The organism is Mesorhizobium sp. 2RAF21 (assembly GCF_052115345.1).
GTDB lineage: Bacteria > Pseudomonadota > Alphaproteobacteria > Rhizobiales > Rhizobiaceae > Mesorhizobium > Mesorhizobium terrae.
This window is the reverse complement of record NZ_JBFRGM010000004.1, coordinates 254472-281453: the sequence shown is the minus strand read 5'-3', so window position 1 is coordinate 281453 and position 26982 is coordinate 254472. Positions and strand designations below refer to the sequence as shown.

At 63.6% G+C, this 26982-nt stretch carries 22 protein-coding genes; 9 read left to right on the top strand and 13 right to left on the bottom strand.

Features of this window, described 5'->3' with window-relative positions; translation table 11 throughout:
• Positions 1-3: 3 nt before the first annotated feature.
• Entirely contained in the window at positions 4-1179 is a 1176-nt protein-coding gene (locus AB4136_RS08730; RefSeq protein WP_024926848.1) for an isobutyryl-CoA dehydrogenase, read from the top strand.
• Between the two features lie 171 nt (positions 1180-1350).
• The gene (gene mmsB / locus AB4136_RS08725) at positions 1351-2235 is read left to right on the top strand and encodes a 3-hydroxyisobutyrate dehydrogenase (RefSeq protein WP_137900553.1); all 885 of its coding nucleotides are present in this window, start codon (positions 1351-1353) and stop codon (positions 2233-2235) included.
• 273 nt (positions 2236-2508) lie between these two features.
• Here the strand turns inward: mmsB and AB4136_RS08720 are convergent, their stop codons facing one another.
• The 4 genes from AB4136_RS08720 to AB4136_RS08705 form a co-directional block, all read right to left on the bottom strand.
• The gene (locus AB4136_RS08720; protein ID WP_244431292.1) at positions 2509-2871 is read right to left on the bottom strand and encodes a hypothetical protein; all 363 of its coding nucleotides are present in this window, start codon (positions 2869-2871) and stop codon (positions 2509-2511) included.
• 85 nt (positions 2872-2956) lie between these two features.
• The gene (locus tag AB4136_RS08715) at positions 2957-4336 is read right to left on the bottom strand and encodes an aspartate aminotransferase family protein (RefSeq protein WP_024926845.1); all 1380 of its coding nucleotides are present in this window, start codon (positions 4334-4336) and stop codon (positions 2957-2959) included.
• A gap of 186 nt (positions 4337-4522) precedes the next feature.
• Entirely contained in the window at positions 4523-5710 is a 1188-nt protein-coding gene (locus AB4136_RS08710; protein ID WP_024926844.1) for an MFS transporter, read from the bottom strand.
• Between the two features lie 136 nt (positions 5711-5846).
• Positions 5847-7751, bottom strand: a complete 1905-nt coding sequence (locus AB4136_RS08705; RefSeq protein ID WP_024926843.1) for a phospholipase D-like domain-containing protein — start codon at positions 7749-7751, stop codon at positions 5847-5849.
• Between the two features lie 247 nt (positions 7752-7998).
• Here AB4136_RS08705 and AB4136_RS08700 point away from each other — a divergent pair, with 247 nt between their 5' ends.
• From AB4136_RS08700 to AB4136_RS08685, 4 genes are all read left to right on the top strand, one after another.
• A complete protein-coding gene (locus AB4136_RS08700) occupies positions 7999-9576 on the top strand; it encodes a trimethylamine methyltransferase family protein (RefSeq protein WP_024926842.1) in 1578 nt (525 codons plus the stop codon).
• A 79-nt stretch (positions 9577-9655) separates the two neighbouring features.
• Positions 9656-12241 (top strand): GcvT family protein, encoded by a 2586-nt coding sequence (locus AB4136_RS08695; RefSeq protein ID WP_024926841.1) that lies wholly within the window; start codon positions 9656-9658, stop codon positions 12239-12241.
• A 107-nt stretch (positions 12242-12348) separates the two neighbouring features.
• Complete coding sequence (locus AB4136_RS08690) at positions 12349-13716, top strand: M24 family metallopeptidase (RefSeq protein WP_024926840.1); 1368 nt, start codon at positions 12349-12351, stop codon at positions 13714-13716.
• A 110-nt stretch (positions 13717-13826) separates the two neighbouring features.
• Complete coding sequence (locus AB4136_RS08685) at positions 13827-14852, top strand: purine-nucleoside phosphorylase (protein ID WP_024926839.1); 1026 nt, start codon at positions 13827-13829, stop codon at positions 14850-14852.
• Positions 14853-14875: 23 nt separating this feature from the next.
• On the opposite strand, the gene AB4136_RS08680 is transcribed toward AB4136_RS08685, so the two are convergent.
• Positions 14876-15730, bottom strand: a complete 855-nt coding sequence (locus AB4136_RS08680; protein ID WP_024926838.1) for a phosphate/phosphite/phosphonate ABC transporter substrate-binding protein — start codon at positions 15728-15730, stop codon at positions 14876-14878.
• A gap of 77 nt (positions 15731-15807) precedes the next feature.
• Complete coding sequence (locus AB4136_RS08675) at positions 15808-16818, bottom strand: fatty acid desaturase (RefSeq protein WP_137900552.1); 1011 nt, start codon at positions 16816-16818, stop codon at positions 15808-15810.
• A 232-nt stretch (positions 16819-17050) separates the two neighbouring features.
• On the opposite strand from AB4136_RS08675, the gene AB4136_RS08670 reads away from it, so the two are divergent.
• The 3 genes from AB4136_RS08670 (at position 17051) to bmt (ending at position 19693) form a co-directional block, all read left to right on the top strand.
• Positions 17051-17908 (top strand): helix-turn-helix domain-containing protein, encoded by an 858-nt coding sequence (locus tag AB4136_RS08670; RefSeq protein ID WP_024926836.1) that lies wholly within the window; start codon positions 17051-17053, stop codon positions 17906-17908.
• Positions 17909-17946: 38 nt separating this feature from the next.
• Positions 17947-18549, top strand: a complete 603-nt coding sequence (locus tag AB4136_RS08665) for a DUF1989 domain-containing protein (RefSeq protein WP_024926835.1) — start codon at positions 17947-17949, stop codon at positions 18547-18549.
• 121 nt (positions 18550-18670) lie between these two features.
• Positions 18671-19693, top strand: coding sequence for a betaine--homocysteine S-methyltransferase (gene bmt, locus AB4136_RS08660; protein ID WP_024926834.1), 1023 nt, complete (start codon positions 18671-18673; stop codon positions 19691-19693).
• A gap of 20 nt (positions 19694-19713) precedes the next feature.
• On the opposite strand, the gene AB4136_RS08655 is transcribed toward bmt, so the two are convergent.
• The 7 genes from AB4136_RS08655 to AB4136_RS08625 all read right to left on the bottom strand — a co-directional run bounded on the left by AB4136_RS08655 (position 19714) and on the right by AB4136_RS08625 (position 26981).
• On the bottom strand, positions 19714-20016 hold the full coding sequence (locus AB4136_RS08655; protein ID WP_137900550.1) for a hypothetical protein: 303 nt from the start codon (positions 20014-20016) through the stop codon (positions 19714-19716).
• 187 nt (positions 20017-20203) lie between these two features.
• Entirely contained in the window at positions 20204-22291 is a 2088-nt protein-coding gene (locus AB4136_RS08650; RefSeq protein ID WP_024926832.1) for a vWA domain-containing protein, read from the bottom strand.
• Between the two features lie 2 nt (positions 22292-22293).
• The gene (locus AB4136_RS08645; RefSeq protein WP_024926831.1) at positions 22294-22857 is read right to left on the bottom strand and encodes an RNA polymerase sigma factor; all 564 of its coding nucleotides are present in this window, start codon (positions 22855-22857) and stop codon (positions 22294-22296) included.
• A gap of 55 nt (positions 22858-22912) precedes the next feature.
• A complete protein-coding gene (locus AB4136_RS08640) occupies positions 22913-24091 on the bottom strand; it encodes an NAD(P)/FAD-dependent oxidoreductase (protein WP_024926830.1) in 1179 nt (392 codons plus the stop codon).
• A 93-nt stretch (positions 24092-24184) separates the two neighbouring features.
• Positions 24185-24928 (bottom strand): dienelactone hydrolase family protein, encoded by a 744-nt coding sequence (locus tag AB4136_RS08635; RefSeq protein WP_024926829.1) that lies wholly within the window; start codon positions 24926-24928, stop codon positions 24185-24187.
• Between the two features lie 65 nt (positions 24929-24993).
• Positions 24994-26307, bottom strand: a complete 1314-nt coding sequence (locus AB4136_RS08630; protein ID WP_024926828.1) for a CynX/NimT family MFS transporter — start codon at positions 26305-26307, stop codon at positions 24994-24996.
• The gene (locus tag AB4136_RS08625) at positions 26304-26981 is read right to left on the bottom strand and encodes a FadR/GntR family transcriptional regulator (protein WP_024926827.1); all 678 of its coding nucleotides are present in this window, start codon (positions 26979-26981) and stop codon (positions 26304-26306) included. The genes AB4136_RS08630 and AB4136_RS08625 overlap by 4 nt, the downstream gene beginning before the upstream one ends.
• Position 26982: the final 1 nt, after the last annotated feature.

Below are 26982 nucleotides of genomic sequence, written 5' to 3'. Positions count from 1 at the left end.
GCCATGGATACCGTCACGACGGCGGCCGGCGGCCAGTTCGAGCTCAACGAAGACCAGCGCGCGATACAGGCGATGGCCGAAGCCTTCGCCGACGAACGAGTCGCGCCGAATGCGCTCGAATGGGACAGGGCCAAGCACTTTCCGGCCGATGTGATCCGCGAAACCGGGCCACTCGGCCTGGGCGGCATCTATGTACGCGACGACGTCGGCGGCTCAGCGCTCGGACGGCTCGACGCCGTTTTGATCTTCGAGGCTCTTTCCCGCGCGTGCCCGGCCTTCTCCTCATTCATTTCCATCCACAACATGGCGGCCTCGATGATCGACCGCTTCGGCAATGACGAGCAGCGCCAGCGCTTGCTGCCAAAGCTGACCTCGATGGAATGGCTGGCCAGCTACTGCCTGACCGAGCCGGGATCCGGTTCGGACGCTGCCGCGCTGAAGACCAGGGCGACACGTTCGGGCGGCAACGGATCGGACTATGTCGTCAACGGCACCAAGCAGTTCATCTCGGGCGCCGGCGATTCCGACATCTATGTCGCCATGGTGCGTACCGGCGAGGACGGCCCCAAGGGCATTTCGACACTGGTCGTGCCCAAGGACGCACCCGGCCTCTCCTTCGGCGCCAACGAGCACAAGATGGGCTGGCACATGCAGTCCACCCGCACCGTCATCTTCGAAGACTGCAAGGTGCCGGCCGAGAACCTTTTGTCGGGCGAAGGCATGGGCTTCAAGATCGCCATGGCGGGTCTCGACGGCGGCCGGCTGAACATCGCCGCATGCTCGCTGGGTGGTGCCCAGTCGGCGCTCACCAAGGCGTTGACCTATGCGTCCGAGCGCAAGGCCTTCGGTTCGACCATCAACCAGTTCCAGGCACTGCAGTTCAAGCTGGCCGACATGGAGACGGAGCTGCAGGCCGCCCGCATCTTCCTTTATGCAGCTGCCTCGAAGCTGGACGCCAAGGCGCACGACGCCTCGAAATGGTCTGCGATGGCCAAGCGTTTCGTCACCGATACCGGTTTCGACGTCGCCAACCAGGCGCTGCAATTGTTCGGCGGCTATGGCTATCTGCACGACTACGGCGTGGAGAAACTGGTGCGCGACCTGCGCGTGCACCAGATTCTCGAAGGCACCAACGAGATCATGCGTGTGATCGTGGCGCGGCATTTGATTGGGAAATAGCGAATAGTGAGTAGTGAGTAGTGGGTAGTGGGTAGTGGGTAGTGGGTAGTGGGTAGTGGGTACAAAGCCAAGCAAGCTGCTCGCGCAAAACACGAACAGTCACACTGCTCTCTATTCGCTATTCCCTACTCGCTGTTCTTCATACCGTTTTGAACAACGCCGGAGCATCCAATGACCACCATCGCCTTCATCGGCCTCGGCAATATGGGTAATCCCATGGCCGCCAATCTCGTCAAGGCGGGCCACAATGTCGTCGGCTTCGACCTGATGCCGGAAAACCTCGCTTTGGCCAAGGAACATGGCCTGACGATCACCGAGGATAGCCAGAGCGCGGTCAAGGACGCGGATGCGGTCATCACGATGCTGCCGGCCGGCAAGCATGTGCTTTCGGTCTATAACGAGATCGCGCCATGGGCGAAAAAGGGCGCGCTCTTCATCGATTCCTCCACCATCGACGTCGAATCCGCCCGCAAGGCACATGCGATCGCGCGCGAAAACGGCCTTGCCTCGATCGACGCTCCGGTTTCCGGTGGAACGGGCGGTGCCGCCGCCGGTACGCTGACCTTCATGGCTGGCGGCTCGAAAGAGGCGTTCGCGCTTGCAGAGCCGGTGCTGAAGCCGATGGCTGGCCGCATCGTTCATTGCGGCGAAGCCGGCGCCGGTCAGGCCGCCAAGATCTGCAACAACATGATCCTCGGCATTTCGATGATCGGTGTGGCCGAAGCTTTCGTTCTGGGCGAAAAGCTCGGCCTGTCGCATCAGGCGCTGTTCGATGTTGCCTCGACCTCGTCGGGCCAGTGCTGGTCGTTGACGACCTATTGCCCGGTTCCCGGACCGGTCCCGACCTCCCCCGCCAACCGCGACTACAAGCCGGGCTTCGCCGCGGCGCTGATGCTGAAGGATCTGAAGCTCGCCCAGGAGGCCGCTCAAGGCTCCGGCGCCGCTACTCCGCTTGGCGCCGAGGCCGCGCAGCTTTATTCCCTGTTCAACGCGCAGGGCGGCGGCGGCGTGGATTTTTCCGGCATCATCAATTTCCTGCGCGGCGATAAAAGCTAAGCCATTACAAACATTCCATTTTCCTAAAATACGGCTCAAAAACTCGGCAAATTTAGATTTGCTTAAGCTCTCGCTAACCACGCGGTAACGATGTGCCTGTAAAAACGGACCCAAGGCGGACGACGCGCCGCCCATGCTCCGGATCAGGTCTCGCGTACCGGAGCCGTTAGTTTCGCAGGTTTTTCAGTAGCGAAACGCCATGCGTATCTGGCAAAGCCGCGTTCCCCGCGAACGCGGTTTTTGCCATTGAAACGCCGCTCCACGCTAATTGATCTATTGTCCGACCAGCCGTCTGAAGTTCGCCTTGACGCGTCGGCCCGCGGGGCGCAACGCGGCATGCATGGAACGCTCCAACGCCACGCCGTTCAGGACGGAGGGCGCCTGCCCCGCCATCAGCTCGGGCCAGAAATTTGCGATCGAGTTGGCCATCGACAGTTGCGCGGCGGTCAAGCCTTCGGCGGTTGCCGCCACCTTCTCCGAAATGGCGCGCATCGTTTCGTCATGCCAGGCCATCCCGCCAGCCTCGGCCGCCATGACCGGCAACCGCAACATGACGACGGCAGGCGCCAGCATCAGGTCGGCGACGGCTCCGCCGCTCGCCGCGCGGCGGCGCTTCATTTGAAGGTTGGCTTTCACGGTGTTGTCCTCACGGGAAGATAAGCCTGAGGCAGGCCAATGCTGGAGCCGGCGGATCGTTCCGCCGGCTCGCTGCGACAAAGCGTCAGGCCTTGCGCAGATCGTTTTTCGCCAGATCGAGCGCCTTTGCGATACGCTCGCAGGCCATGTCGATCGTATCACGGGTCCAGATCAGCGGCGGCGACAGGATCATGGTGTCGCCGGTGGCGCGCAACATCATGTTGTTGGCGATTGCATGATCGCGCACCGTCACCGCAGCACTTCCGGCGGGAAGGAAACGCTCCTTAGTCGCCTTGTCCTTGACGATCTCGATCGCGCCCATGAGGCCGACCGAACGCACTTCGCCGACCAGATCGTGCCCGGCGATACGCTCCTGCAGCGCCTTGGCGAAATACGGCCCGGTGTCGGTCTTCACTCGTTCCACCAGCCCTTCCCGCGCGATGATGTCCAGATTGGCCAATGCCACGGCACAGGCCACCGGATGACCGGAATAGGTGTAGCCGTGGTAGAATTCGCCACCCTTCTCGACCAGTGTCGCAGCAACGCGTTCACCCACCAGCAGCGCCGACAGTGGCTGGTAGCCGGAGGTCAGCGCCTTCGCCGTGGTGATCGTGTCCGGCTGGATGCCGTAATAATCCGCGGCGAACCACTCGCCGGTACGGCCATAGCCGGTGATCACCTCGTCCAGCATCAGAAGCACGTCGTATTTGCGGCAGATGCGCTGCACCTCAGGCCAATAGCTGGCCGGCGGAATCTTGACGCCGCCCGCGCCCATGATCGGCTCGCCGATGAAGGCCGCCACATTCTCCTGGCCTGCCTCGACAATGGCATCCTCGACCGCCTTGGCGGCACGCAGGCCGAAGTCATGGTCGCTTTCACCAGGCAGCGCCAGTTCGTAGGCGTAGGGCATCATGACATGAACGATGTTGGGAACCGCGCCGCCGAGCTGCTTGTGCATGGCATCCATACCGCCGAGCGACGTGCCGGCCACGGTGGAGCCGTGATAGGCGTTCTTGCGCGAGATGATGCGGTTCTTCTCCGGCTTGCCCATCAGCGCCCAGTAGTGGCGCACCAGGCGCAAGGCCGTATCGTTGGCCTCCGAGCCGGACGAGCCGTAAAACACCTGGCTGACGCCCTTTGGTGCGATCTCAGCCAGCCGCCTGGACAAAAGCACCGGTGTCGGCGTCGAGCATTTGAAGAAGGAATTGTAGTAGGGCAGTTCCTTCATCTGGCGGTAGGCGGCGTCGGCCAGCTCGTTGCGGCCATAGCCGACATTCACGCACCACAGGCCGGCCATGCCGTCCAGAATTTCCGTGCCTTCGGAATCGTAGATGAACGGGCCGTCCGCACGGGTGATGATGCGCGAACCGATCTCGCGCAGTTCCTTGTGGTCCGTAAAGGGATGCAAATGGTGCGCAGCGTCGATCTGCTGCAACTGCTTCAGCGAATAATTCTGATAAGTCATCGGGTTATCCTTTCCTCTTGAATCAATCCGGCAGGAGCCGGAGGCGGATTCTCAAGGGCAGGACGGAGGCGAATAGCCGATGCGGGCGCACAGGCGCATGAGCTCGGCATGACGGGTGCGCGGCGACGGCGTCACTGCGGCATCGAGCTTGCGAGGGTGAAGGTTCACGGCGCGCATCCGGGCACTCTAGCCGACCGCGCGACGGCTGTTCAACCCACCGCGCAGGGCAAGCGCGGAGGCAACCACGAGGCCGAGGCAGATCAGTCCCAGGGTGATGGGCAGGCCAGGCGCACCGAACAAGCTCATCGCGCCGCCGGCCAGCGGCGGCATGGCGATGCCACCCACACCCCACATCAGGGCAAAGGCGGCGTTGCCGGCAATGAGCGCCGGACCGGTGAAGCGCTCGCCGAGCTCGATGATCGCCATCGTATAGACGCCGTAGGACACCGCGCCGAGCACGAACAGGAAGGGCCAGACCAGCGGCGACGTGATGACGAAGGGCAGCAGAGCGCATCCTACGACGGTCGCTACGATGCAGCCAAAGCGCACGACCTGCGCCGACATTCGCTCGGCCAGTAGGCCGAGCGGCACCTGCATGGCGATATTGCCGGCGATCATGACAGTGAGAAGTGCGGACATGCGTGTCTCGGCGATGCCGAAATGCGTGCCATAGACGGGGAGAAGCGCCAGCACCGCCTGTTCGAAGCCGGCGGCGACAACGACCGCTCCAAGCAGCAACCCTGCCAACGGCATGAAGCCCAGCACCGAGACATGGTGGCCGCTCTGGTCCACCTTGGGCAGTTTCGGCAGCACCGCGGCCAGGCAGGCGCCGCAGATCAGGAAAGCGACGATGCCGAGCAGGAAGGGCGACCACCCTTCCGTGCCGACCAGCAGCAGGCAGAGTGGCCCGGTGGCGAACCCCGCCGAGATCAGCGTCGAATAGACACCCATGATGCGGCCGCGCTTCGCCGGCGGCGCCAGCGCGATCATCCACACTTCGCTCAGCACATAGAGCGGATTGGTGACGACGCCGATCATGAAGCGCAGCGGAAACCAGGCATAGACATTGTAGCTCCAGCCGACGAGCGCCAGGGCGAGCGCCGAAAGCACAGCACAAGTCAGCGCCGTACGACCCGGGCCGAAGCGCCGCGCCAGCACCGGTATCAATGGCGACGACACCATGAAGCCGATCGGCGTCATCGCCGCTGACAGGCCAATCATCGCCGGCGGAACACCCTGCCTCTGCAGAATGAAGGACAAAAGCGGATAGGTAAGGCCCTGCGCGATGGCAAAGACCGACACAGTCGCGATGACGCCGGCGATGCCCGCCCAATTGGTCGCCACCTCGTTGTCGCAGGTCTCCGCCGCAGCCATCTCGCTCCCCAAACCGCCGGTTCGACAAGAACCGACCGTCTTCGGGTGCTAGCGGTTCGAGGCGGGAGAGGAAAGAGCCGTTGCCCGGTGATCGCTTGCGCCACTGGCGCGAAGACCCCAGGCCGCCAGCCGTGGTTCAGGGGAAATAGCGAGCGAGCGCGCCCTTTTTGCCGTCGGCATAGGGTTTCAGCCAGTCGTCGCTTGTCTGCAATCCGTCATCGTCGGATGGACCCTTGCCGATCGTACGTCGCCAGGCGCGGAACTTGTAGTGGTCGAACACATCGAGGAAATGCACCGCGTAGGCGGCCGCGAAGGTCTTGTCGCCCTCGACGATCACCAGGTTCTCGTCGTTTTCGTAAGAAGCCTTGTAACCGAGATTGTGGCTGCCGGTGATGACGGTCGCATTGTCTTCCATCGGGTCGATGATGACGATCTTATCGTGCACGATGGCATGGCCGATGGTCAGCACCTCGGCCTGGAAGTCGCGCGCGATCGACGCGCCGGTCAGGTTCGCGGCCCGCACGATCGAGACGTTCGGCATCTCCCACACCTTTTCCGGGAAGACGAAAGGCGCCCTGCCTTGCTTGGTCACCGCCTTGGTAACCGGGTCCTTCTCGGCCTTTTCGTAGTTTGGCATCGCGGCCGGGTCGCTGATCGCGCCTTGCACGATCAGTTTCGGATTTGCCGTAGCCGCAGCAACCGCTTCGGCGATGATCGAGTTCTCGCCGCGCTGGGAGGGATTGAAGACCAGGAACAGCACCGCTTTCTTGGCCGCCCGGATGCGGGCGAAGACATCCGTGAGATCGACCGGCCGCACCGAAATCGTCTTCTTGTTGCGCTGCGGGTCGTTCGGCGAAAACCACACCGTCATGCCATCGATCGGTGCGCTCTGGCCGTCGAGCGGGTTGGCGATGTGATTGTCCTTGCGGAACGGCACACCTTGCGTCTGCACGGCACGACCCGCCGCGAATTCGCTCGCCGGTGGCGGAAAGACGTCCGCCTTCATGCGTTCCCAGTAATCGTTGAAAACCCGCGCCATCTGCGGGTCGTCACGGAGGAAGGCATTGTTGGACTGGCCGCAAATGCCGGTGGTCGTCCAGTTGGTCGAGCCGGTCATCACCGCCTGCGGCTCGCCATGGCTGTCGCGATAGACGGCGAATTTGTTGTGGCCGATGTGGTTGTTGTTGAAGAGCCGGTCGGTCACCGTCACGCCGGCATCATGCAGCGCCTTGCGATAAGGCGCGTTGCCGAAATCCCATTTCTTGGTCTGGTCGTCCTTGCCGGAATTGGAAAGGATGACCTCGACCACATCCTTGGCGCCGATGATGGCGTCGCGCAGCACGTCATCGCCGAGTTCGTAGAGCGCCAGCCGTACCGAGCCACCCTCACTTTTCGCGCGTTTGAGCAGGCTGGTCAGAACATCCGGTACATCACCATGCAGGTAAGCGCGGATCTTGCTGGCGGGGTTCTGCAACTCCTCCCGGATCTTGTCGCGTTGGCCAATCTTGATGCCCGCATCCGCCAGCGCATGCGACATCCATTGCGTCGACAAAACGCCATTGGTGAAGGCGACGCGTGCCTTGCCGAACATCGAGCCGAGGAAAATCGTCGGGCTGACGGCGCCCTGCCCCAGATAGCCGAGCGGACGCGGCGTACCGGTATAGGTCGGCTTGCCGTCGACCTGCGGCGGACGCACTGGCACCGGTTCCAATCCGGGCTTCATGTCACCGACAGGCCGCACGCGATAGGCGACCATCTCGCCATCTTGCCTGACGTCGAGACTGTCTCGCCGGCGGCGCAGCGTCAGATCGCGCCAGAAAGTCTTCTGCACCGGCCAGACGCCGGTGTCCTGCGGTATCCAATCCTGGTTTCGCTGCCCCTTGAACGGCACCCAGGAGGCCAGGCAGCGCTCCTCGCCCGTCGCCGGATAAAGCCGGACGATTTCAAAGCCGAGGCAGCCAGGGATCATGCCATCGACATCCCAGGCGACGAAGGCCACCTCATTGTTGGTTGCGGCTCTCACTTTGACGACGTCGGCCATGGTTTCCCCCTCAGGACCAATCGACATTCATGGATCGGGTGCGGCGGGAGCACTTTAGCCGCTTCTCATGGCGCCACTGTAACGCCGTTCACATTCTGCGGCGCGGGCTGCGACGCGGTCTCGGACGCCACCGGAAGGTGACGTACGTCATGTCGCTTTGCTCGTCCTAGTGGTCGCCGCCTCCGCAATGGCGATTTTCACGGCGGTCCATTATGCGGCCGATTTGGAACCATCACGAGGACCGACCATGACCGCTGCACTGCACCCCGCCGAGCCGGTTCTGGCCACCGATCGCGCCCGCCGCGGCGGCCGCGCAGGAAAACGCGCCGGCGGTTCGGCGGCTTTCGAGCAGCCGGCGTTCCGGCAGCTGAAAAACCCGTTGCAGCCGACGAAGCTAGTTTCCGACGATGAGCTGGAATCGATCCACCTCGCCTCGCTGCGTGTGCTGAAGGAAATCGGCGTCGACGTTCTCCACGATGGCGCCCGCCAGATCATGAAGGAACACGGCGCCGATGTGCGCCCTGGGAGCGAGCGTGTGCGCTTCGACAGCGACATGATCATCGAGCTGATCTCCCACTGCCCGTCGGAATTCACCATCCATGCCCGCAACCCGGCGCACAATGTGCGCTTCGGCGGCAACAATCTGATCATCTCGATGATGGCGTCGGCGCCCAACTGCTCCGACATCGACCGTGGTCGCCGACCAGGCAATCAGGTCGACTACCGCAATTTCCTCAAGCTCGCGCAGATGCACAACATCTTGAACTGCACGGGCGGCTACCCCGTCGAGCCGATCGACATCCACCCATCGATCCGCCACCTCGAATGCATCCGCGACCTAGCACTGCTCACCGACAAGATGTTCCACATCTATTCGCTCGGTAAGGAGCGCAATGTCGACGGCATCGAGATCACCCGCATCGCCCGTGGCATTTCCCGCGAACAGTTGATGCAGGAGCCGTCGGTCTTCACCATCATCAACACCAATTCACCRCTCAAACTCGACGTGCCGATGATGGAAGGCATCATCCAGATGTCTTCGATGGGCCAGGTCGTCATCGTCACGCCCTTCACCCTGTCGGGCGCGATGGCGCCGGTCACGATCGCCGGTGCGCTTGTGCAGCAGAACGCCGAGGCGCTTGCCGGCATTTCCTTTGCACAGATGGTGAAAAAGGGCGCGCCGGTGGGTTATGGCGGCTTCACCTCCAATGTCGACATGAAGTCGGGCGCCCCTGCTTTCGGCACGCCGGAATACATGAAGGCGCAGCTTGTCGGCGGCCAGCTGGCGCGCCGCTACAAAATTCCTTACCGCACCTCCAACACCTGCGCCGCCAACACCGTGGACGCGCAGGCGGCCTATGAAAGCGTTTTCTCGCTGTGGGGCGCCGTCCAAGGCGGCGGCAATTTGATGATGCATGCCGCCGGCTGGCTGGAAGGCGGCCTGCGCTGCTCCTTCGAGAAGACCATTCTGGACATCGACCTCCTGCAGATGGTGGCCGAATTCCTGACGCCGCTCGACCTTTCCGAAGACGCGCTCGGCTTCGACGCCATCCAGTCGGTCGGCCCCGGCGGCCATTTCTTCGGCACCCAGCACACACAGGACCGCTACAAGACAGCCTTCTATTCGCCGATCATCTCCGACTGGCGCAATTTCGAGACCTGGGCCGAGGCCGGCTCGCCGACCGCCATCGACCGCGCCAACCGCGTCTGGAAGGAGCGTCTGGCGAGCTACGAGGAGCCCTATATCGACCCGGCGATCCGCGAGGAGCTCAACGCCTTCGTCGACAAGCGCATCGCCGAAGGCGGCGCGCCGACTGACTTCTGATTTTTCATTCGCCCCTCGATCGCTGATCAAGGAGCATCAACGTCTTGACTCATTTTGTTAGATTGAGAGCCTCAACACCATGAAATCCCACGCTAAAGCGGTTGTCATCGGCGGCGGTGTCGTCGGCTGCTCGGTCCTCTACCACCTGGCCAAGGCTGGCTGGAAAGACGTGATGCTGATCGAGCGCTCGGAACTTACCTCCGGCTCGTCCTGGCATGCCGCCGGCGGCTTCCACACGCTGAACGGCGACCCCAACGTCGCCAAGCTGCAGGCCTATACCGTGCAGCTCTACAAGGAGCTGGAAGAGCTTTCGGGCCAGTCCTGCTCGCTGCACCTGACCGGCGGCGTCATGCTGGCCGACAGTCCCGAGCGCATGGATTTCCTGCGACTGGCTCACGCCAAGGGCCGCTATCTCGGCATGGACACCGAGCTGATCACGCCGGCCGAGGCCAAGGCGATGTTCCCGCTGATGGACGAGAAGCACTTCGTCGGCGCCATGTGGGATCCGGTGGAAGGCCATCTCGACCCTTCCGGCACCACCCACGCCTATGCCAAGGCCGCCAAGAAGCTCGGCGCAGAGATCGTCTTGCGCAACCGCGTTGTCGAGCTAACGCAGGATCCGGACGGCACCTGGAACGTCATCACCGAACAGGGCACGGTCAAGGCCGAGCATGTCGTGAACTGCGGCGGCTTGTGGGCACGCGAGGTCGGCCGCATGGTCGGCGTCGAGCTGCCGCTGCTGGCCATGGAGCATATGTACCTGCTGACCGAGCCGATGCCGGAGGTCGAGGCCTTCAACAAGGAAACCGGCCGTGAAATGGTCGGCGTGCTCGACTTCAAGGGCGAGATCTACACGCGACAGGAGCGCAACGGCATCCTGCTCGGCACCTATGAGAAGGCCTGCAAGCCTTGGTCGCCGGTCAACACGCCGTGGAATTTCGGCCACGAACTGCTGCAGCCCGACATCGACCGTATCGCGCCGTCGCTGGAAATCGGCTTCAGGCATTTCCCCGGCATCGAGAAGGCCGGCATCAAGCAGATCATCAATGGCCCGTTCACCTTCGCGCCGGATGGCAACCCGCTGGTCGGCCCGGTGCAGGGCCTCACCAATTTCTGGTGCGCCTGCGCGGTCATGGCTGGGTTCAGCCAGGGCGGTGGCGTCGGACTGGCGCTGTCGAACTGGATGGTGAACGGCGATCCCGGCTTCGACGTCTGGGGCATGGATGTCGCGCGCTGGGGCGAATGGGCCTCGCTGCGCTACACCAACGCCAAGGTGCGCGAAAACTATTCGCGCCGCTTCTCCATCCGCTTCCCCAACGAGGAACTGCCAGCGGCAAGGCCGGCGCAGACCACGCCGCTCTACGACACGATGGTCGCAAACAACGCTGTGATGGGCGACTCGTGGGGTCTGGAAACGCCGCTGTGGTTCGCCCCCAAGGGCAGCGAGCCGAAGGACATCGTTTCCTTCCACCGCTCCAACGATTTCGAGCATATCGGCAACGAGGTGCGCGCCGTGCGCGAGCGCGTCGGTGTCACCGAGATCGCCAACTTCGCCAAGTATGAGGTGTCGGGCCCGAGCGCGGAGGACTTCCTCAATCGCCTGATGACCAACCGCATGCCGAAGAAGGGCCGCATCGTGCTGACGCCGATGCTGAACGAATTCGGCAAGCTGATCGGCGATTTCACCATCGCCAAGACCGACGAAGAGAAATTTATGATCTGGGGCTCGTCGGCGGCGCAGAAATACCACATGCGCTGGTTCGAAAAGCACCTGCCGAAGGACGGCTCGGTCGCTCTGCACCGGTTCGACCAGACGCTGGTCGGCCTTTCGATCGCTGGCCCCAAGGCGCAGGAACTGCTGCAGAAGCTGGTTGACGTCGACATCTCGTCCACGGCCTTCAAGTTCATGGACTTCCGCGAGATGGCCGTCGGCGGCGCGCCCTGCATGGTCAACCGCATCACCTATACCGGCGACCTCGGCTACGAGATCTGGATGGCGCCGGCCTATCAGCGCCTGGTCTACGCGGCGATCAAGGGCGCCGGCGAGGAGTTCGGCATCGTCGATTTCGGCATGCGCGCCTTGCTTGCGATGCGCCTGGAAAAGAACTTCCCCACCTGGTTCCGCGAACTGCGCCCCATCTACGGCCCGTTCGAAGGCGGCATGGACCGCTTTATCAAGATGGAGAAGAACGACTTCATCGGCCGCGAGGCCGCTGCCAAGGAACAGGCGGTAATGGCCAACGGCCAAGGTTCGAAGCTGCGCCGTGTCTCCTTCATTGTCGATGTCGCCGACGCCGACGTGATGGGCGACGAGCCGGTATGGGCCAAGGTGCCGACCGACTACGGCACGGTCGAGAAGCCGCATGGCTACGGGGCACCACGCTTCGACGAGACCGGCAAGGAAGTACGCGGCTCGACGGCCGCGCAGGGCGCTTCCGCCGTGCGCGGCATCGTTGACGGCGAATGGCGGGTCGTCGGCTGGATCACGTCGGGCGGCTATGCGCACTATGTCAAGAAATCCATGGCCCAGGGCTACGTGCCGGCAGCACTTGCCGAGAACGAAACCGCTGGCATGTTCGAGATCGAGATCCTCGGACATCGCCGCCCCGCCCGCATCAACGTTGAGCCACCGTTCGACCCGAGTGGCGAAAAGATGCGCGGGTGAGAGACGACCGCTTTGACGGGCGAAAAGTCAATTGCCTGGCTTTTCGGTAGCGAACGCCCCGCGCTTGCAAGGGGCCGGAAGGAAGCGGAAATGATCGGCGGCCTCCAATGAACACCGGCACAAACTTCGGCCGCCATCGCAAGATCATGCCATTCGAACCGGGCGGCGGCTCTTCGCCGTCCGGTTCCGAGACCTTGCGTTCGGCGGCACGCGAGAAAGCCGCCGCCCTCAACCAGCATGTCCTGGGCTACGGCCCGGTCGCCGAGGCGGAGTGGGCCGCCGCCGGCATCCCTGCCCCCGACCTGCCGGCGATGCGCAAATACCGGCTTGAGCGCATCCGCGCCGAGCTGAAGCGCCGCGACTATGCCGGCGCCCTGCTCTACGATCCCGTCAACATCCGCTACGCGACAGATTCCACCAACATGCAGCTGTGGGTGGCGCACAATCCAACCCGCCACTGCTTTGTCGCCACCGAAGGGCCGGTGGTGCTGTTCGACTATTTCTCCTGCGAGCACCTGTCCGACCATTCCGGCGTGGTCGACGAAGTGCGTCCGGCGGTCTCCTGGATGTATCTTTATGGCGGCGAGTTGACGGAGCAACGCGTCAAACGCTGGGCCGCGGGCATCGCCGATTTGGTGCGCGAACATGGCGGCGGCAATCGGCGCATCGCCGTCGACCACCTCAATCCCGAAGGCATGGCGGAACTGGCCGGCCTCGGCATCACCATCGGCAATGGCGAAGCGGTGATGGAAAATGCGCGCCTGATCAAATCGCCCGACGAGGTCCTGTGCATGCACCGCGCCATCGTCGCCTGCGAGGCCGCGATGGGGGAAATGGAAGCGGCGCTGAAGCCCGGCATTTCAGAAAACGAACTGTGGGCCGAACTGCACCGCGGCAACATCGCGCGCGGCGGCGAGTGGATTGAAACCCGGCTCCTATCCTCCGGTCCGCGCACCAATCCCTGGTTCCAGGAGTGCTCGTCGCGAAAGATCGAGGCCGGCGACCTCGTCGCCTTCGACACCGACCTGATCGGCCCCTACGGTTTCTGCGCCGACCTTTCGCGCACCTGGCTTGCCGGCGACGGTCGCCCCGGCAACGAGCAGCACGACCTTTACCGCATCGCCGCCGAGCAGATCGCCCACAACACCGAGCTGATGCAGCCTGGCACCGGCTTCCGCGAACTGGCCGAGCGCTCGAAGAACCCGCCGGACGATTGCTTCCCCGCGCGCTACGGCGTGCTTTATCATGGCGTCGGCCTCGCCGACGAATACCCGACCTTGCCGCATGCAGCCGACTGGATCGCCGACACGCCGGACGGCGTCTTGCAGCCTGGCATGGTGCTCTGCGTGGAGAGCTACATTGGCCGGCTCGGCGGCCACGAGGGCGTCAAGATCGAGGAACAGGTGCTGATCACCGAAACCGGCAACCGGCAGCTCTCCGCCTATCCGCTCGACGAAAGGCTGCTTGCTGGCTAAGTGCTTCCTGGCCTGCCATTTTGGTGTGGAAAGTCCCAATCGCGGCATGGCTCACCTCCATGCCGGCGGAGATAGTGGCGGCACAACCGCCCCATACCGGAACAAACCTCATGTCCTCATCCTCCCGCTTCGGCCTCGCCGCGCTCGCCGCCACTCTCGTTTCAACCGTGCCCGCAGCCCATGCCGAGCAGCCGATCGCGCCGAAAGTCCTCGTCATCACCATGTTCGGCGGCGAAGCGAAACCCTGGCTGGAAGGACGCAAGCTCGACACCAAGGTGAAGGTCCCCGGCCTGTCGAAGGAGTACCCGGAGGTCGCTTGCGATGCTGCCGGCCTGTGCGTGATGACGACCGCCATGGGCTACGCCAACGCTGCCAGCTCGGTCTCCGCGCTTGTTTACAGCGGCCTTTTCGACCTCAAGCAGAGCTATATCCTGATTGCCGGCATAGCCGGGGTTGATCCGAGCGATGGCACGCTGGGTTCCGCGCACTGGGCACGTTTCGCGGTCGACGCAGGGCTGCGCCACGAAATCGATCCACGCCAGATTCCGGTCGACTGGCCGGATGGCGTCGTCGCGCTTGGTGCTAAGAAGCCGGGCGAGAAGCCCAAATGGGGTTCGGGCACCGAGGTGTACAAACTGAACGAAAAGTTGGCCGACAAGGCGCTCGCCCTGACCAGCAAGGTGGAGCTTGCCGACAGCGATGAAGCCAAGGCCTATCGCGCCGTTTACAAGACGGCTCCCGGCAATGCCGCCCCCACCGTAAGCATCTGCGACACGCTGTCGACCGATACCTATTGGCATGGCACCAAGACGGCGGAAAGCATGGGCAAATGGGTATCCCTGCTGACCGACGGCGCCGGCAACTATTGCACCACGCAGATGGAAGACAACGCCTCTCTGACGGCCCTTCAACGCGGCGCCGACGCCGGTCTCCTGCAGTTCGACCGCATTGCACTCTTGCGCACGGCCTCCAACTTCGACCGTGAACCGGAAGGCAAGACGGCGGTTGAATCGCTCAGCGCCAACTCGGGCGGCTTCGGCCCGGCAACCGCCAATGCGTACCGGGTGGGCTCCAAATTCGCCGACACCGTCATCACCGACTGGGCGGAATGGCAGAAGGGCGTGCCCGCGAAATAGTCGAACGCTGCGTCTGAAAAGGCTCACCAGGCGCCTGGCGCCTGGTTTTCCAGACGATCTTGGCCGGCGATCAGTTCCGCCTTGCTGGCTGGGGAGACCGCCTCGCGCAGTTTTGCCAGCAGGGCCGACGTTGCACTGCGCGCCGTGATGTAAGGCAAGCCCTTGCGCTGCGCTGTCCAGCCGACGACAGCGACGTCCTTCGCCCGCGGCTCGAAACGCTGCGCCTGGGCCCAACTGCGGGAGTCGATCGTCGCGACATCGGCTCGCCCCTCGGCCACCTCCACGATGGAGTTGCGATGGCCGCCGCTTTCGATGCGCTCGGAAAAGATGTCGAGGCCTTCGCCGGCCGCCTGCAGGTCGCGTGTGATGGCGATGATGCCGGACATCGAATCCAGGCTGTTGAAGGCGAAGCGCTTGCCGCGAAGAAGCTCCAGCGGCATCACCGCCTTGCCATTGGTGGGCGCGGCAACGTGTTGCGCCGGTTGCCGCATGACGATGGCGCTGGAATAGAGGCCGCCCCGGCCGCCTTCCATACCGTCATAGCTCGGCTGGCCGATCACCTGCACGTGGCGCTCCAGTCCGAGCTCCATCGGCCCCCAGCAAGTCTGCGCGAAAAGCAGTGCCGGATGCAGCCACACCGCGTGGAAATCGAGCTCGTCCGGCGGCAGTGTCACCGGATCGGGCATCACGACCTTACCGGAAGCGTCGCGCAGGCCGCCGGCAACCGCCGGCAGATCGGCATTGCGCCGCACGATCCTTTCCGGCGCATCGATACCGGCATGCCGCAAGGCGTCCCGGATCGTCGCCCATTGCGCGTCGACCTCGGCGCGCATCTCGGGCCAGTCATACATCGGCAGCGCCGCAATGAATTTGCTCATGGACCTGATATGATCGTTGCTGGTGGCGGGTTTCAAGCGGCGGGAAGAATGCGATCACCCCAAGGAGCGAACGCGCCTCACTCCTTGGGCGGCTCGGCCGGCACCGGCGCGGTGCCGAGACCATTGACATTATGCGCCCTGACTCGCGGCGTGAACGCCCTGCCCTTTTCCGGCACTCGCCGCAGCGCCGGATGCACGATCGGCTCCTTGGCTTTGAAGGCATAGGCTTTCAGCAACGCGAAATAGTTCGGATAGGCATAGCCATTGTTGGCCTTCAGCCATTTTTCGCGGTCGTCGCGGAACAGCTTCGGCAACTTGTACCAGGCAACCGTCGGCTTCTTGTGATGCACGAAGTGCAGATTGTTGTTCAGGAACAGTAAGGATAGCGGCGAGCGCTCGACGATCACCGTGCGGCCTTCCGGACGCACCGACCACTGATGCTCGGCGAAAGTCCGGATCGAAATCAGCGACTGGCCGAACCACATCGGCACCAGAATGTAGAGCCACAGCGGCATGCCGAAGCCGAACTGGATCACCGGCACAACGATGGCGAGCCCGACCGCGTGCAGCAACCAGGCCTTTTGGATCGTCTTGTCTCCGGCCAGCATCTGCTTGGCATCGTCAATGAAGAAACCGATCACCGAAAGCCAGGGGCCGAGGATGAAACGGCCGACCATCGTGTTGTTGATTTTGAGCAGGAACTGCATCGCCGCCGGCATGTCGTGATGATGCCAGAGCGCCTTGTAGTAGCTTTCCGGGTCGTCGAGTGGGTCGGTCAGGCGTTCGTCGCAATGGTGGCGCAGATGCAGCGTCTTGAAGCGTCGGAACGGCCAGACCAGGCCGATCGGCGCGAAGACAAAGGCCTCGTTGACCAACGCATTGCGTGTCGGATGGCCGTGCAGGACCTCGTGGATCAGCGAGGACTGCAACGCCACGATCAGCGTCAGCACGGCAAGCGCGACGAGCGGATAAGACGGCCAGATGAGAAACCCTGCGGCGAGCCAGGTGCCGTAACAGCCGGCGGCGAGAAAGACGGTCGGCCATTCGACCGCCGGTTGACTGCTAACCTTGTTACGCTTCTTCGCCATGCTATCGACCACTGCCCCGTCCAGGTGTCGGAACCGCTCCCGATTCCTGACAGCATTGTGTCAGCAGTCACACGCTGTCACAACGCGACAAAGCGCACAAAATGTTGAGATTGCGCACCTTTGCCATCAAGTGTTATATTTAGTGAACAAGCGGTGAGATTCAAATACACGTTGCGGCGCGGTAATACGCTCTAGCGTAAAACATTATGCTACCTGGCGGAGAACAACCTCGATGGACAAGCGCGACCTCTCGACCGTGTTCCGCGAGCGGTTGAAATTGCTCTTGACACGCTCCGACCTCAACCAGTCAGCCTTCGCTTCAGCCGTGGGCATCGACCGTTCGGCGCTGTCGCAACTGCTGTCGGGCGCCTCAACCCGCCTGCCGCGCGCCGAAACGCTGCTCAACATCGCCGCCGAGTTCAAGGTGTCGCTCGACTGGCTGCTCGGCCTCTCCCAAGACGAGGGCGTGACGGGCGAAATCCGCGAAAGCCTGGAGATCGAGGAAGCATCAGGAGGCTTCGAACGCACGCTGATCGCCAAATGGCACGCCGAGGCTGCGGGAACCAAGATCCGCTACGTGCCGGCCGGCATTCCTGACCTTTTGCGCACCGAGGCGCTGGTCGACTATGAGGCCGGCATTTCCAACAAGAGCCGACAGGCACAGGCCGGCGAAACCCAATACCGCATCGACTACAGCCGGCGCCCCGAAACTGACATGGAAGTCTGCATGCCGCGCCACACGCTTGAAATCTTCGCGCGCGGATTGGGCGTGTGGGACGCCTTCCCGCCGGAAGAACGCCGCGAGCAGCTCTTGCACATGGCCGCCCTGCTCGACGACCTCTACCCGACCTTTCGCCTCTATCTCTATGACGGGCGCATGCGTTATTCGATCCCCTATACGATCTTCGGACCGTACCGGGCCGCGATCTATGTCGGCGACATGTACATCGTGCTCAACGCCACCCAGCCGATCCGCACGCTGACCGGCCATTTCGACAATCTGATCCGCGCAGCCGAGATCAACGCGCATGAGGCGGCAGCCTTCGCGCAGCGGCTGGCCGACTTGCCGCTTGCCGTTTCGCGCGGCTGACTGCTACCTCAGGCGGTCGATCAACACAGGAGCCATCCTTGCCAAGTGCCCGCCACATCGTCGTTCCGCCGCAGTCCGGCCGTGCCCTGCGCGTCGCCAAGGGCGAACAGATCCGCATCGTCGATCCCAAGGGACAACAGGTCGCCGACCTGTGGGCCTTCGTCACCGGCGACGAACTCGACTGGCTGAGCACCTCGAACACGCGAGACATCACCGAGCGGCTGTTTCCGGCAATCGGCGAGCATTTCTACGGCACCACCGGCGAGCCGCTGCTGACGCTGATGGCCAACGATTCGCCAGGCCCGCACGACATGCTCTTCCCCGCCTGCAACGCAGCGCTCTACCGGCGCGCCGGCTTCCACGATCACCATCCGAGTTGCCAGGACAACCTGCACAAGGCGCTCGCCGGCGAAGGCATTTCGCTACCCTTCACGCCGGACCCTGTGGATTTTTTCCAGAATTCGCTGCCGACGGTGGACGGCGTGCTGCTGGTCGACGCCTCGATCAACCCGCCCGGCGGCTCGGTGACGCTGCGCGCCGAGCGCGACTTGCTTATCGTCGTCACCGCATGCTCGGTCGACCATCACCCGACCAATGGCGATGCCTGCACCGAAATCGAGGTCGAGGTGCTGCCCGCCTGACCGGAAGCACCGTCGTCGAAGACGTGCCGCCGGCCGCGCCTTCGATTGACTTCACATAAAGACTTCTTTATATCCTTATTTGAAATCCATTTTACCTGAATCCACGTTGAAAGCGCGCGCCATGACGAGCACAAATCCGATCGAAGCCCTGATCGCGGAAAAGGGTGTGCTTCTGGCCGACGGCGCCACCGGCACCAATCTGTTCGCCATGGGCCTGCCGGCCGGCGAGGCGCCGGAAATCCTCAACGAGACCGCGCCGGAAACCATCACCAGGCTGCATCAGGGGTTCGTCGATGCCGGCGCCGACATCATCCTCACCAATTCCTTCGGCGGCACGCGTCATCGGCTGAAGCTGCATCATGCCCAGGACCGCGTTTTCGAACTCAACAAGCGCGCCGCCGAGATCGCCCGTGCCGTCGCCGACAAGGTCGGCCGCCGCGTCATCGTCGCCGGCTCGGTCGGCCCGACCGGCGAACTGCTGATCCCGCTCGGCGCACTGAGCTATGAGGAAGCCGTCGACGCCTTTGCCGAGCAGATCGAGGGCCTGAAGGCCGGTGGCGCCGAAGTCGCCTGGATCGAGACCATGTCGGCTCCGGACGAGATCCGAGCCGCCGCCGAGGCCGCCATCCGTGTCGGCCTGCCCTATACCTATACCGGTTCCTTCGACACCGCCGGCCGCACCATGATGGGCCTGCTGCCGAAGGACATCCACGCCGTCGCCGACGGTCTCGCCGAAGCTCCGCTCGGCGTTGGTGCCAATTGCGGCGTCGGTGCTTCCGACATCCTGGCTTCGCTGCTTGACATGACCGAGGCAAAGCCGGAAGCGACCGTCATCGTCAAGGGCAATTGCGGCATCCCGGAATTCCGCGGCACCGAGATCCACTATTCCGGAACGCCGGAATTGATGGCCGACTACGTGCGCCTGGCCATCGATGGCGGCGCCAGCATTGTTGGCGGCTGCTGTGGCACGTCGTTCCTGCATCTGGCCGCCATGCGCAAGGCGCTCGACGTACACAAGAAGGCACAGCGCCCGACGCTCGAGACGATCGTCGAACGCATCGGCCCGCTGCGCAACAAGGCAGCGACGCCGAACACCGCGGAAACCGCCGAAGGCCGCCGCGAACGCCGTCGCACGCGCCCCTGACCCGAGCGGAAGCGCTTTTCCTAGTTGTTGTTGTCGGCGTAGCGTGCTTGCGCCGTGCCGAGATCGGCCGACGGCCCATCGCTGCGCATCAGCGCTATTTTTTCCGATGCGCGCGGATCGCTGAGCTGTTCAAGGGCTGCACGGAAACGTTCATTGGTGAGCGCGGACAGCGCCGTTTTGCGCGCCGTCTCGACATCCCTGCTCATGCTGCTAGTCGATTGTGATGTTCCCGTCGGCTCGGTGGCCTGCGTTCTTGTCGTCTGAACCCAATTCATATTTCCGTCTATGCGCACGTCCGAACCCTTGATGACCGTCCCTGCCACGACCATTACCCCTGGTCATGTTGCAGTGCAGTGTCGAAACTGGATTGCTTTTTAACGATCGTCGGAAAAACCGGGGCAAACGACCAAAACCGCCCGTCGCCGCGCGGCGTTGTGGACGCAGCATCTCCCGGGAAAATCTCAGTTGGGTAAGGTCCTCTCCCCGCCATGACGGGGAGAGGACAGCCGGTCACTTCATCGCCGCCGCCAACCGCACCAGCGACAGGAATTCAGCACGGTAGCCGAACGGATCGGCGCCACGCGCGGCGTTCGCGATCTCCTGGATACGGTCGTAGCCGAACGTCGCCGTCGCATCCTCGTCGCGCAGCTTCTGGCCGAAAGCAGCCACAGCCACGGAAAAGCGCTGGTCGGTACTGGCCGCATCAAAGGAGGCGACTTCGTTGGTGCCGGTCACCGGCGTGGTGATGAGCTTCGACGTATCCTCCTCCGGCAGCTTGTAGCGGATTTTGACGAAAGCATATTCGTCGGCATTGGCGACGCCGCCATTGCTCGTCGCCGCCTCGCCATAGCGCAGATCGTCGACCTGCTGTGGCGCGCCCTTCGGCGTCAGTTCGTAGATCGCTGTCACCGAATGGCCGGAGCCGATCTCGCCGGCATCGACGCGATCATTGTTGAAATCCTCACGGTTCAAGGCGCGCGTCTCGTAGCCGATCAGCCGGTACTCCGAGACTTTGTCCGGATTGAACTCGACCTGGATCTTCACGTCCTTGGCGATCGGAAACAGCGTCGAGGTCGCCTCCTGAACCAGCACCTTCTCTGCTTCGGCCAGCGTGTCGATATAGGCGGCGGTGCCGTTGCCGTTCTGGGCGATGGTCTGCATCATCTGATCGTTGAGATTGCCACTGCCGAAACCGAACACGGACAGGAATACTCCGGTCCCGCGTTCCTTCTCGATCAGGCGCTTGAGATCATCGTCGTCGCTCTGGCCGACATTGAAGTCGCCGTCGGTGGCGAGCATGACCCGGTTGACGCCGCCCTTGACGAACGATTTCTGCGCCAGCCTGTAGGCTTCGCGGATGCCGGCCTCGCCAGCGGTCGAACCGCCCGGCGTCAGCGTGTCGATAGCCCTGAGTATCTTATCCCTCTCGGCCGCCTTGGTTGGTTCCAGCACCGTGCCGACATCGCCGGCATAGGTGACGATGGAGACGGTGTCATCGGCCTTGAGTTTGTTGACCAGCAGCCGGAAGGCCGATTTTAGCAGCGGCAGCTTGTCGGGTTCGTCCATCGATCCCGACACATCGATGAGAAAGACCAGATTGGCCTTCGGCTGCACCGCCGGCTGCATATCGTAGCCCTTGATGGCGACATGCATCAGCTTGTGCTGTGCATTCCATGGCGCCGGCATGACGCTAACCGTCGTGTTGAACGGCGTCTTGGCCTCGGTAGGCCCCTTCCAGTCATAAGGGAAGTAATTGACCATCTCCTCGACGCGGACGGTGTCAGCCTGCGGTAGCAGCCCTTCCTTCAGCGACCGGCGCACATAGGAATAGGACGCCGTGTCGACATCGATGGAGAAGGTCGAGACAGAGTCTTCCTTCGCCGAGCGCACCGGGTTGGTCTTGAAGTCCTGGATGCGATCGCGGTTTTCCTGGCTAGGCGCCATGACATCGCCCGGCATCGGTGCTGGCATCGGTGCTGCCAGCGGCTCCGCCGTCAGCGTCGTGTTGGCCGAATTTCGCGCCACCGCATCAGCGCTTTCGCTTTCCATCATTGGGGCCTGCGCCGGCGCGGCCGGTTTCGCCTCGGCATGCTTCATCCTGATCAGCCCGCTGCGCGGAGCCGCCGTCAAACGACCGTCCGCCGCAGAGAATTCGGGCTTTGGCGCCGGTGCGGCAGGCGCGATTGCCGGCTGTGCCGGGCTGGCCTCGTCCGCAGGCTGCGCCTGGCTTTGCGCCACGGCTGCGGCATCCTGTTTGGTCGCAACTGGCTTGTCGGCCAATGTCTCGGTCACCGGAATGCCGGCTTCAGGAGCGCCGCGCTGTTCCTGCATCAGGTGGAAAGCCGTGTAACCGGCGATCGGCAGCGCGACGAGACCGGCAATGGCCGGCGTGGCGATGAGCTTCTTCTGCATGATCTCTCTCCAGAGCGTGAGTGCTCGGGAGGTGAGACGCGGCCGCGCCGCCATTCCTTGGGGGGCGGTTTCGATTTTTTCGTCGAAAGCCGCCATCGCGGCGGCGAGCGCCTGCGCCCGCGCCTCAGCGCCGTGTGCAGGCAGCGGCGCGCCGCGCAACTTTTTCAGTTCGTCATCGTCGACCATGGTCACACTTCCCCGGCTGAGTTCACGAGAACCTTCAGCCGTTTCTTCGCTTCATGGATGTGCCAGGAAACCGTTGCCTCCGAGATCGCCATCGCCTCGGCCGCCGCCGCATGGGCGAGCCCTTCGCCATAGACCAGCAGCACGGCCTCCCGCTGCTTGTCCGGCAATTGCCGCACTGCCGCCCATAGCGCTTCCGTCGGATCGCCCGCCTCCGCCGCCTGCGCCTGTCCGAAGATCAGCGCGTGGCTGCCATAGGCTTCGGTCTTGGCGCTTTCTCGAGCACTCTTGCGGGCAAGATCGCGGGCGGCGTTCAGCGTCACCGCGTAAAGCCAGGAAGTGAAGGCCGCGCCACCGCGATAATCGCGGATCGCGCGGCCGAGCCGCACGCAGACATCCTGGGCGATGTCCTCGGCATCGGCGCGGCGTCCACACCAGCGATAGGCGACTCGATAGACAAAGTCATAGTGCCGCTCGACCAGCAGGCCGAACGCTCCCCTGTCTCCCTGTCTGGCCCGCCCGATCAGCTCGGTGTCGGATGCCTCGTCGTCCAGCATCATCGCCGTCATTTGTCGGTTGGACGTTGCGTTCGGGTCAATCCTTGGGGTCGTCAAAAGAAAATTTTCACACCGCCTGCCCGGCGACCCAGCCTGATGACCACGCCCACTGGAAATTGTAGCCGCCGAGCCAGCCGGTGACGTCGACGACCTCGCCGATGAAATAGAGCCCGGGCACCGACTTCGCCTGCATGGTCTTCTGGTCGAGCGCCTTGGTGTCGACGCCGCCAAGCGTTACCTCGGCCGTGCGATAGCCCTCGGAACCCGCTGGCTTGATACGCCACTGGTTCACCGCGGCATCGACCGCTTTCAGGTGAGCATCGTTGAGATCGGCCAGATTGCCGTTGAAGCCGAGCCGCTCAGCGATTGTCTGCGCCAGCTTCTTGGGCAAATGCGCGCCAAGCACGGTCTGCACCGCCTGGCGGCCATTCATCCGCTTGGCGTCGCGCAGGATGGCTGCAACATCGGCGCCCGGCAGCATCGAGATAGAGATCTCGTCGCCCTCGCGCCAGTAGGAGGAGATTTGCAGGATGGATGGGCCGCTGATGCCGCGATGGGTGAACAGCATCGCCTCGCCAAAGCGCGTCTTGCCACAGGAAACCTCGGCGTCGACGGCAACCCCCGACAGTGGCGCTAGCTTTGCCAGCGTGTTTGCGTCGAAGGTGAGCGGCACCAGCGCCGGGCGCGTCTCGACGATGGGGAGATCGAACTGCTCGGCGAGCTCATAGCCGAAGCCGGTAGCGCCCATTTTGGGGATCGACTTGCCGCCGCAAGCGATCACCAGCGACTTGCAGCGCGTCTTGCCGCTGTTGAGCTTCAGTTCGAAACCATCATCCGCAGGCACCACGCTCTCGACCGAGGTAGCAAACCGCATCTCGACGCCGCCGTCCCGCATTTCGGTGACAAGCATGTCGATGATCTGGCGCGCCGAACCGTCGCAGAACAGCTGGCCAAGCGTCTTTTCGTGATAGGCGATGCCGTAGCGCTCGACGAGCCCGATGAAATTCTTCTGGGTGTAGCGGCTGAGCGGCGAGATGCAGAAATGCGGATTCTGCGACAGGAAGCTCTTCGGACTGGCGTGGATGTTGGTGAAGTTGCAACGTCCGCCGCCGGAGATGCGGATCTTCTCGCCAGGCACCGAGGCATGATCGATGATCAGCACGGAGCGGCCGCGCTTGCCCGCCTCGGCTGCGCACATCATGCCGGCTGCACCCGCGCCGATCACGATGACATCGAAAGAATGCATTTGGGGGGTTCCGCAACTGAGAACTGGCCGCCCGACAATTTGGGCGCACCGCCGGCCTGATAGCCAACCGCGGCGGAATTGGCAAAGTCTGGACTAGCCCAGTGTTTCACCAAAAAAGGCGACGAGCCGCTTCCAGTGTCGTTCGCTACCGGTAACATCGAAGACGCTGTGATCGGATACGCACCAGCCATGCTGCATGCCGACATAGTTCTCGATGATGTGGTCGACTTGTGCCTCGCGCAGCGCCTGCGCCAGCCGAGCCGACTGCTCCGGCGGGAAACTGCCGTCGACGCCGGCCGAGCCGACATAAACCCGAGCCTTGATCTTGCCAGCATTCGTTGCCGGGCTGTCCGGCGCATCCGTGCCCAGCCGGCCGCCGTGGAAACTGGCGGCGGCGGCGATCTTGTCGGGATAGGCGGCTGCGGCATTGAGGGCGCGCCCGCCGCCCATGCAGTAACCTACGACGCCGATCGGTCCCTTTATGCCCGTAGCCTCCAGCGCCGAAATGAAGGCGCCGCTGTCGCGAACCGTCATCTCCTGCGTCAAGCCGCCGATCATCGCCATCAGCACGGCCTTGCTCTTCTCCTCGACAAAGGCCGTCTTGGCGTCGAACGGTCCATAGGGCGCATTGCGATAGAGCAGGTCCGGCACCTGCACCGCATAACCGTGACCGGCTAGGCGCTCGGCCATCGAATACAGCGCGGGTCGCGGGCCGAAGGCGTCCATGTAGAGGATGACGCCGGCCTTCGCCCCACCACCGGCACCGAACAGCGCCGCTTTGGCGATGCCGTCCGCCGTCTTGATATCGATGTCGCGTCTGTCGACCGAACTCACCATACGTCTCCTAGCGGGTTGCTCAGCCGCGATAGATAGAGGCCACGCAGCGCAGGGCAAGCGCCGCGCTAGCCTCGATCCTCAATGCGTATCGTGCGGGCGCCGACCAGCGACGCCCTGCCCGCGCCGAACCCCATGACGGCGACGCCGAGACCAAGCGCCACGAACAGGATGGCCGCGGCGGCGAAGCTGCCGGCCCAGCCATGGATCAATCCCACCAGCAATGGCCCGATCGCCGCCAGCACATAACCGACACCCTGTGCCATGCCGGACAGATGCGCCGCCACATGCGGATCGGGCGAACGCAACACGATCACCGTCATCGCCGCCGCGATCAGCCCACCCTGGCCGATGCCCTGCAGGACAGCAAGCGGCAACACCATCGAGGTTGGCGCAAACAGGATGCCGAGCAATGCCGCGACCGCGATGGTGACCAGTACGACATTGACCGCGCTCTGGTTGCGGCAGCGCACGGCGATCGGCGGCACCGCAAGACAGGTGACGACCTGCGCCATCACCGAGACCGAGACGATGGCGCCAGCGGCGGTGGCGTCGAAGCCGCGTTCGCGCAGGATCGGCGCCAGCCAGCCGAAGATGCTGTAGGCCAGCGCCGACTGCAGGCCCATGAACAGCGTGACCTGCCAGGCCAGCCGATCGCGCCACAGGCCGGTGACGCGAAACCCGCTGTGGCTGGCCTTACTGCGGCTAGTCAGAGCCTGCGGCAGCCAGAGCAGCAACACGGCCAGCGCCGGCACCGCCCAGGCGGCGAGCGCACCAGCCCAGGAGCCGGTGACGTAATGTTCGACCGGCAGCGTCAGGCCCGACGCCGCGGCAGCCCCCGCGCACAGCGCCATCGTATAGAGGCCGGTCATCAATGCCATGTTGTCGGGAAAGTCGCGCTTCACCAGTCCCGGCAAAAGCACATTGCCTATGGCGATGGCGGCCCCGGTGATGAACGTGGCGGCAAACAGCAGCGGCACCGATCCGAAGCCACGCAGCGCCGTGCCGAGGGTGACCAGCACCAGAACCCCGAGCAAAACGCGTTCGGCGCCGTTGCGCTGTGCCAGCTTCGGCGCGAAAGGCGCGAAGACGCCGAGACAGACCACCGGCAACGTCGTCAAAAGTGAGGCGCCGGTGCTGGACAGGCCGGTTGCCTGCATCACCTCGGGCAGAAGCACCGAAAGGCTGGAAAACAGCGGGCGCAGGTTGAAGGCGATCAGCACCAGGCTGGCGCCGAGCAGGATGCGGGCGCCACGGCTTGCAAGAACCGGCGGTTGCGGCGGCGGCAGGCTGTCGACCTCGGCGTCGACGAATTGATCGTCGATACCGTCCGTCGCGGAAACCCCGGCCTTCTTGCCGGATTGGCGAAAAGTCTGGTTCATTGCGCAAGCATCCGGTCGAGCTGGAGAAGCACCGGTGCCATGAAGGCGCGCACCGTCGCACCCGCGCGATCGGGGTCGCCGGAGGCGATGGCCTCGATCACCAGCGCATGCGCCGATGCATCGGGTTCCGGAAGATCGTCGCCCAAGGTGGCCTGGATGGTTTCGGCGATGGCGGCAGTGAAGAAATCATAGAGTTCCACCAGCGCCCGGTTGCCTGACATCGCCACGATCGCCTTGTGGAAAGCGAGGTCGCGGCAGACGAAGCTTTCCTGGCCCCCATCCGCGCTGTCGCCACGCTGTTCGAGCAGTTGCCGAAGCCGCGCGATATCGGCGGGCGCATGGCGCAATGCCGCCAGCCGCGCCGCCTCGATGTCGAGCGCCGTGCGCGCCTCCCACTGGTCGCGCAGGCAGGCATGCCGGACCCGCAACAGCGGTCCGGCCGGATCGATGGCCGAGCGCACATAGGTGCCCGATCCCTGCCGGGTGTCGAGAAGGCCTTGCGAGACCAGGGCCCGGACCGCCTCCCGCACGGTTCCGCGGCTGACCGAAAGCTGTTCCGATAAGGCAGCCTCGTTGGGGATGCGATCCCCCACTGGCCAGCGGCCGCCGACGATTTCGGCGCGCAGGTTTTCCGTCGCTGAGTCCGTGAGATTGGTTCGGGTCGCCGGTTGCATG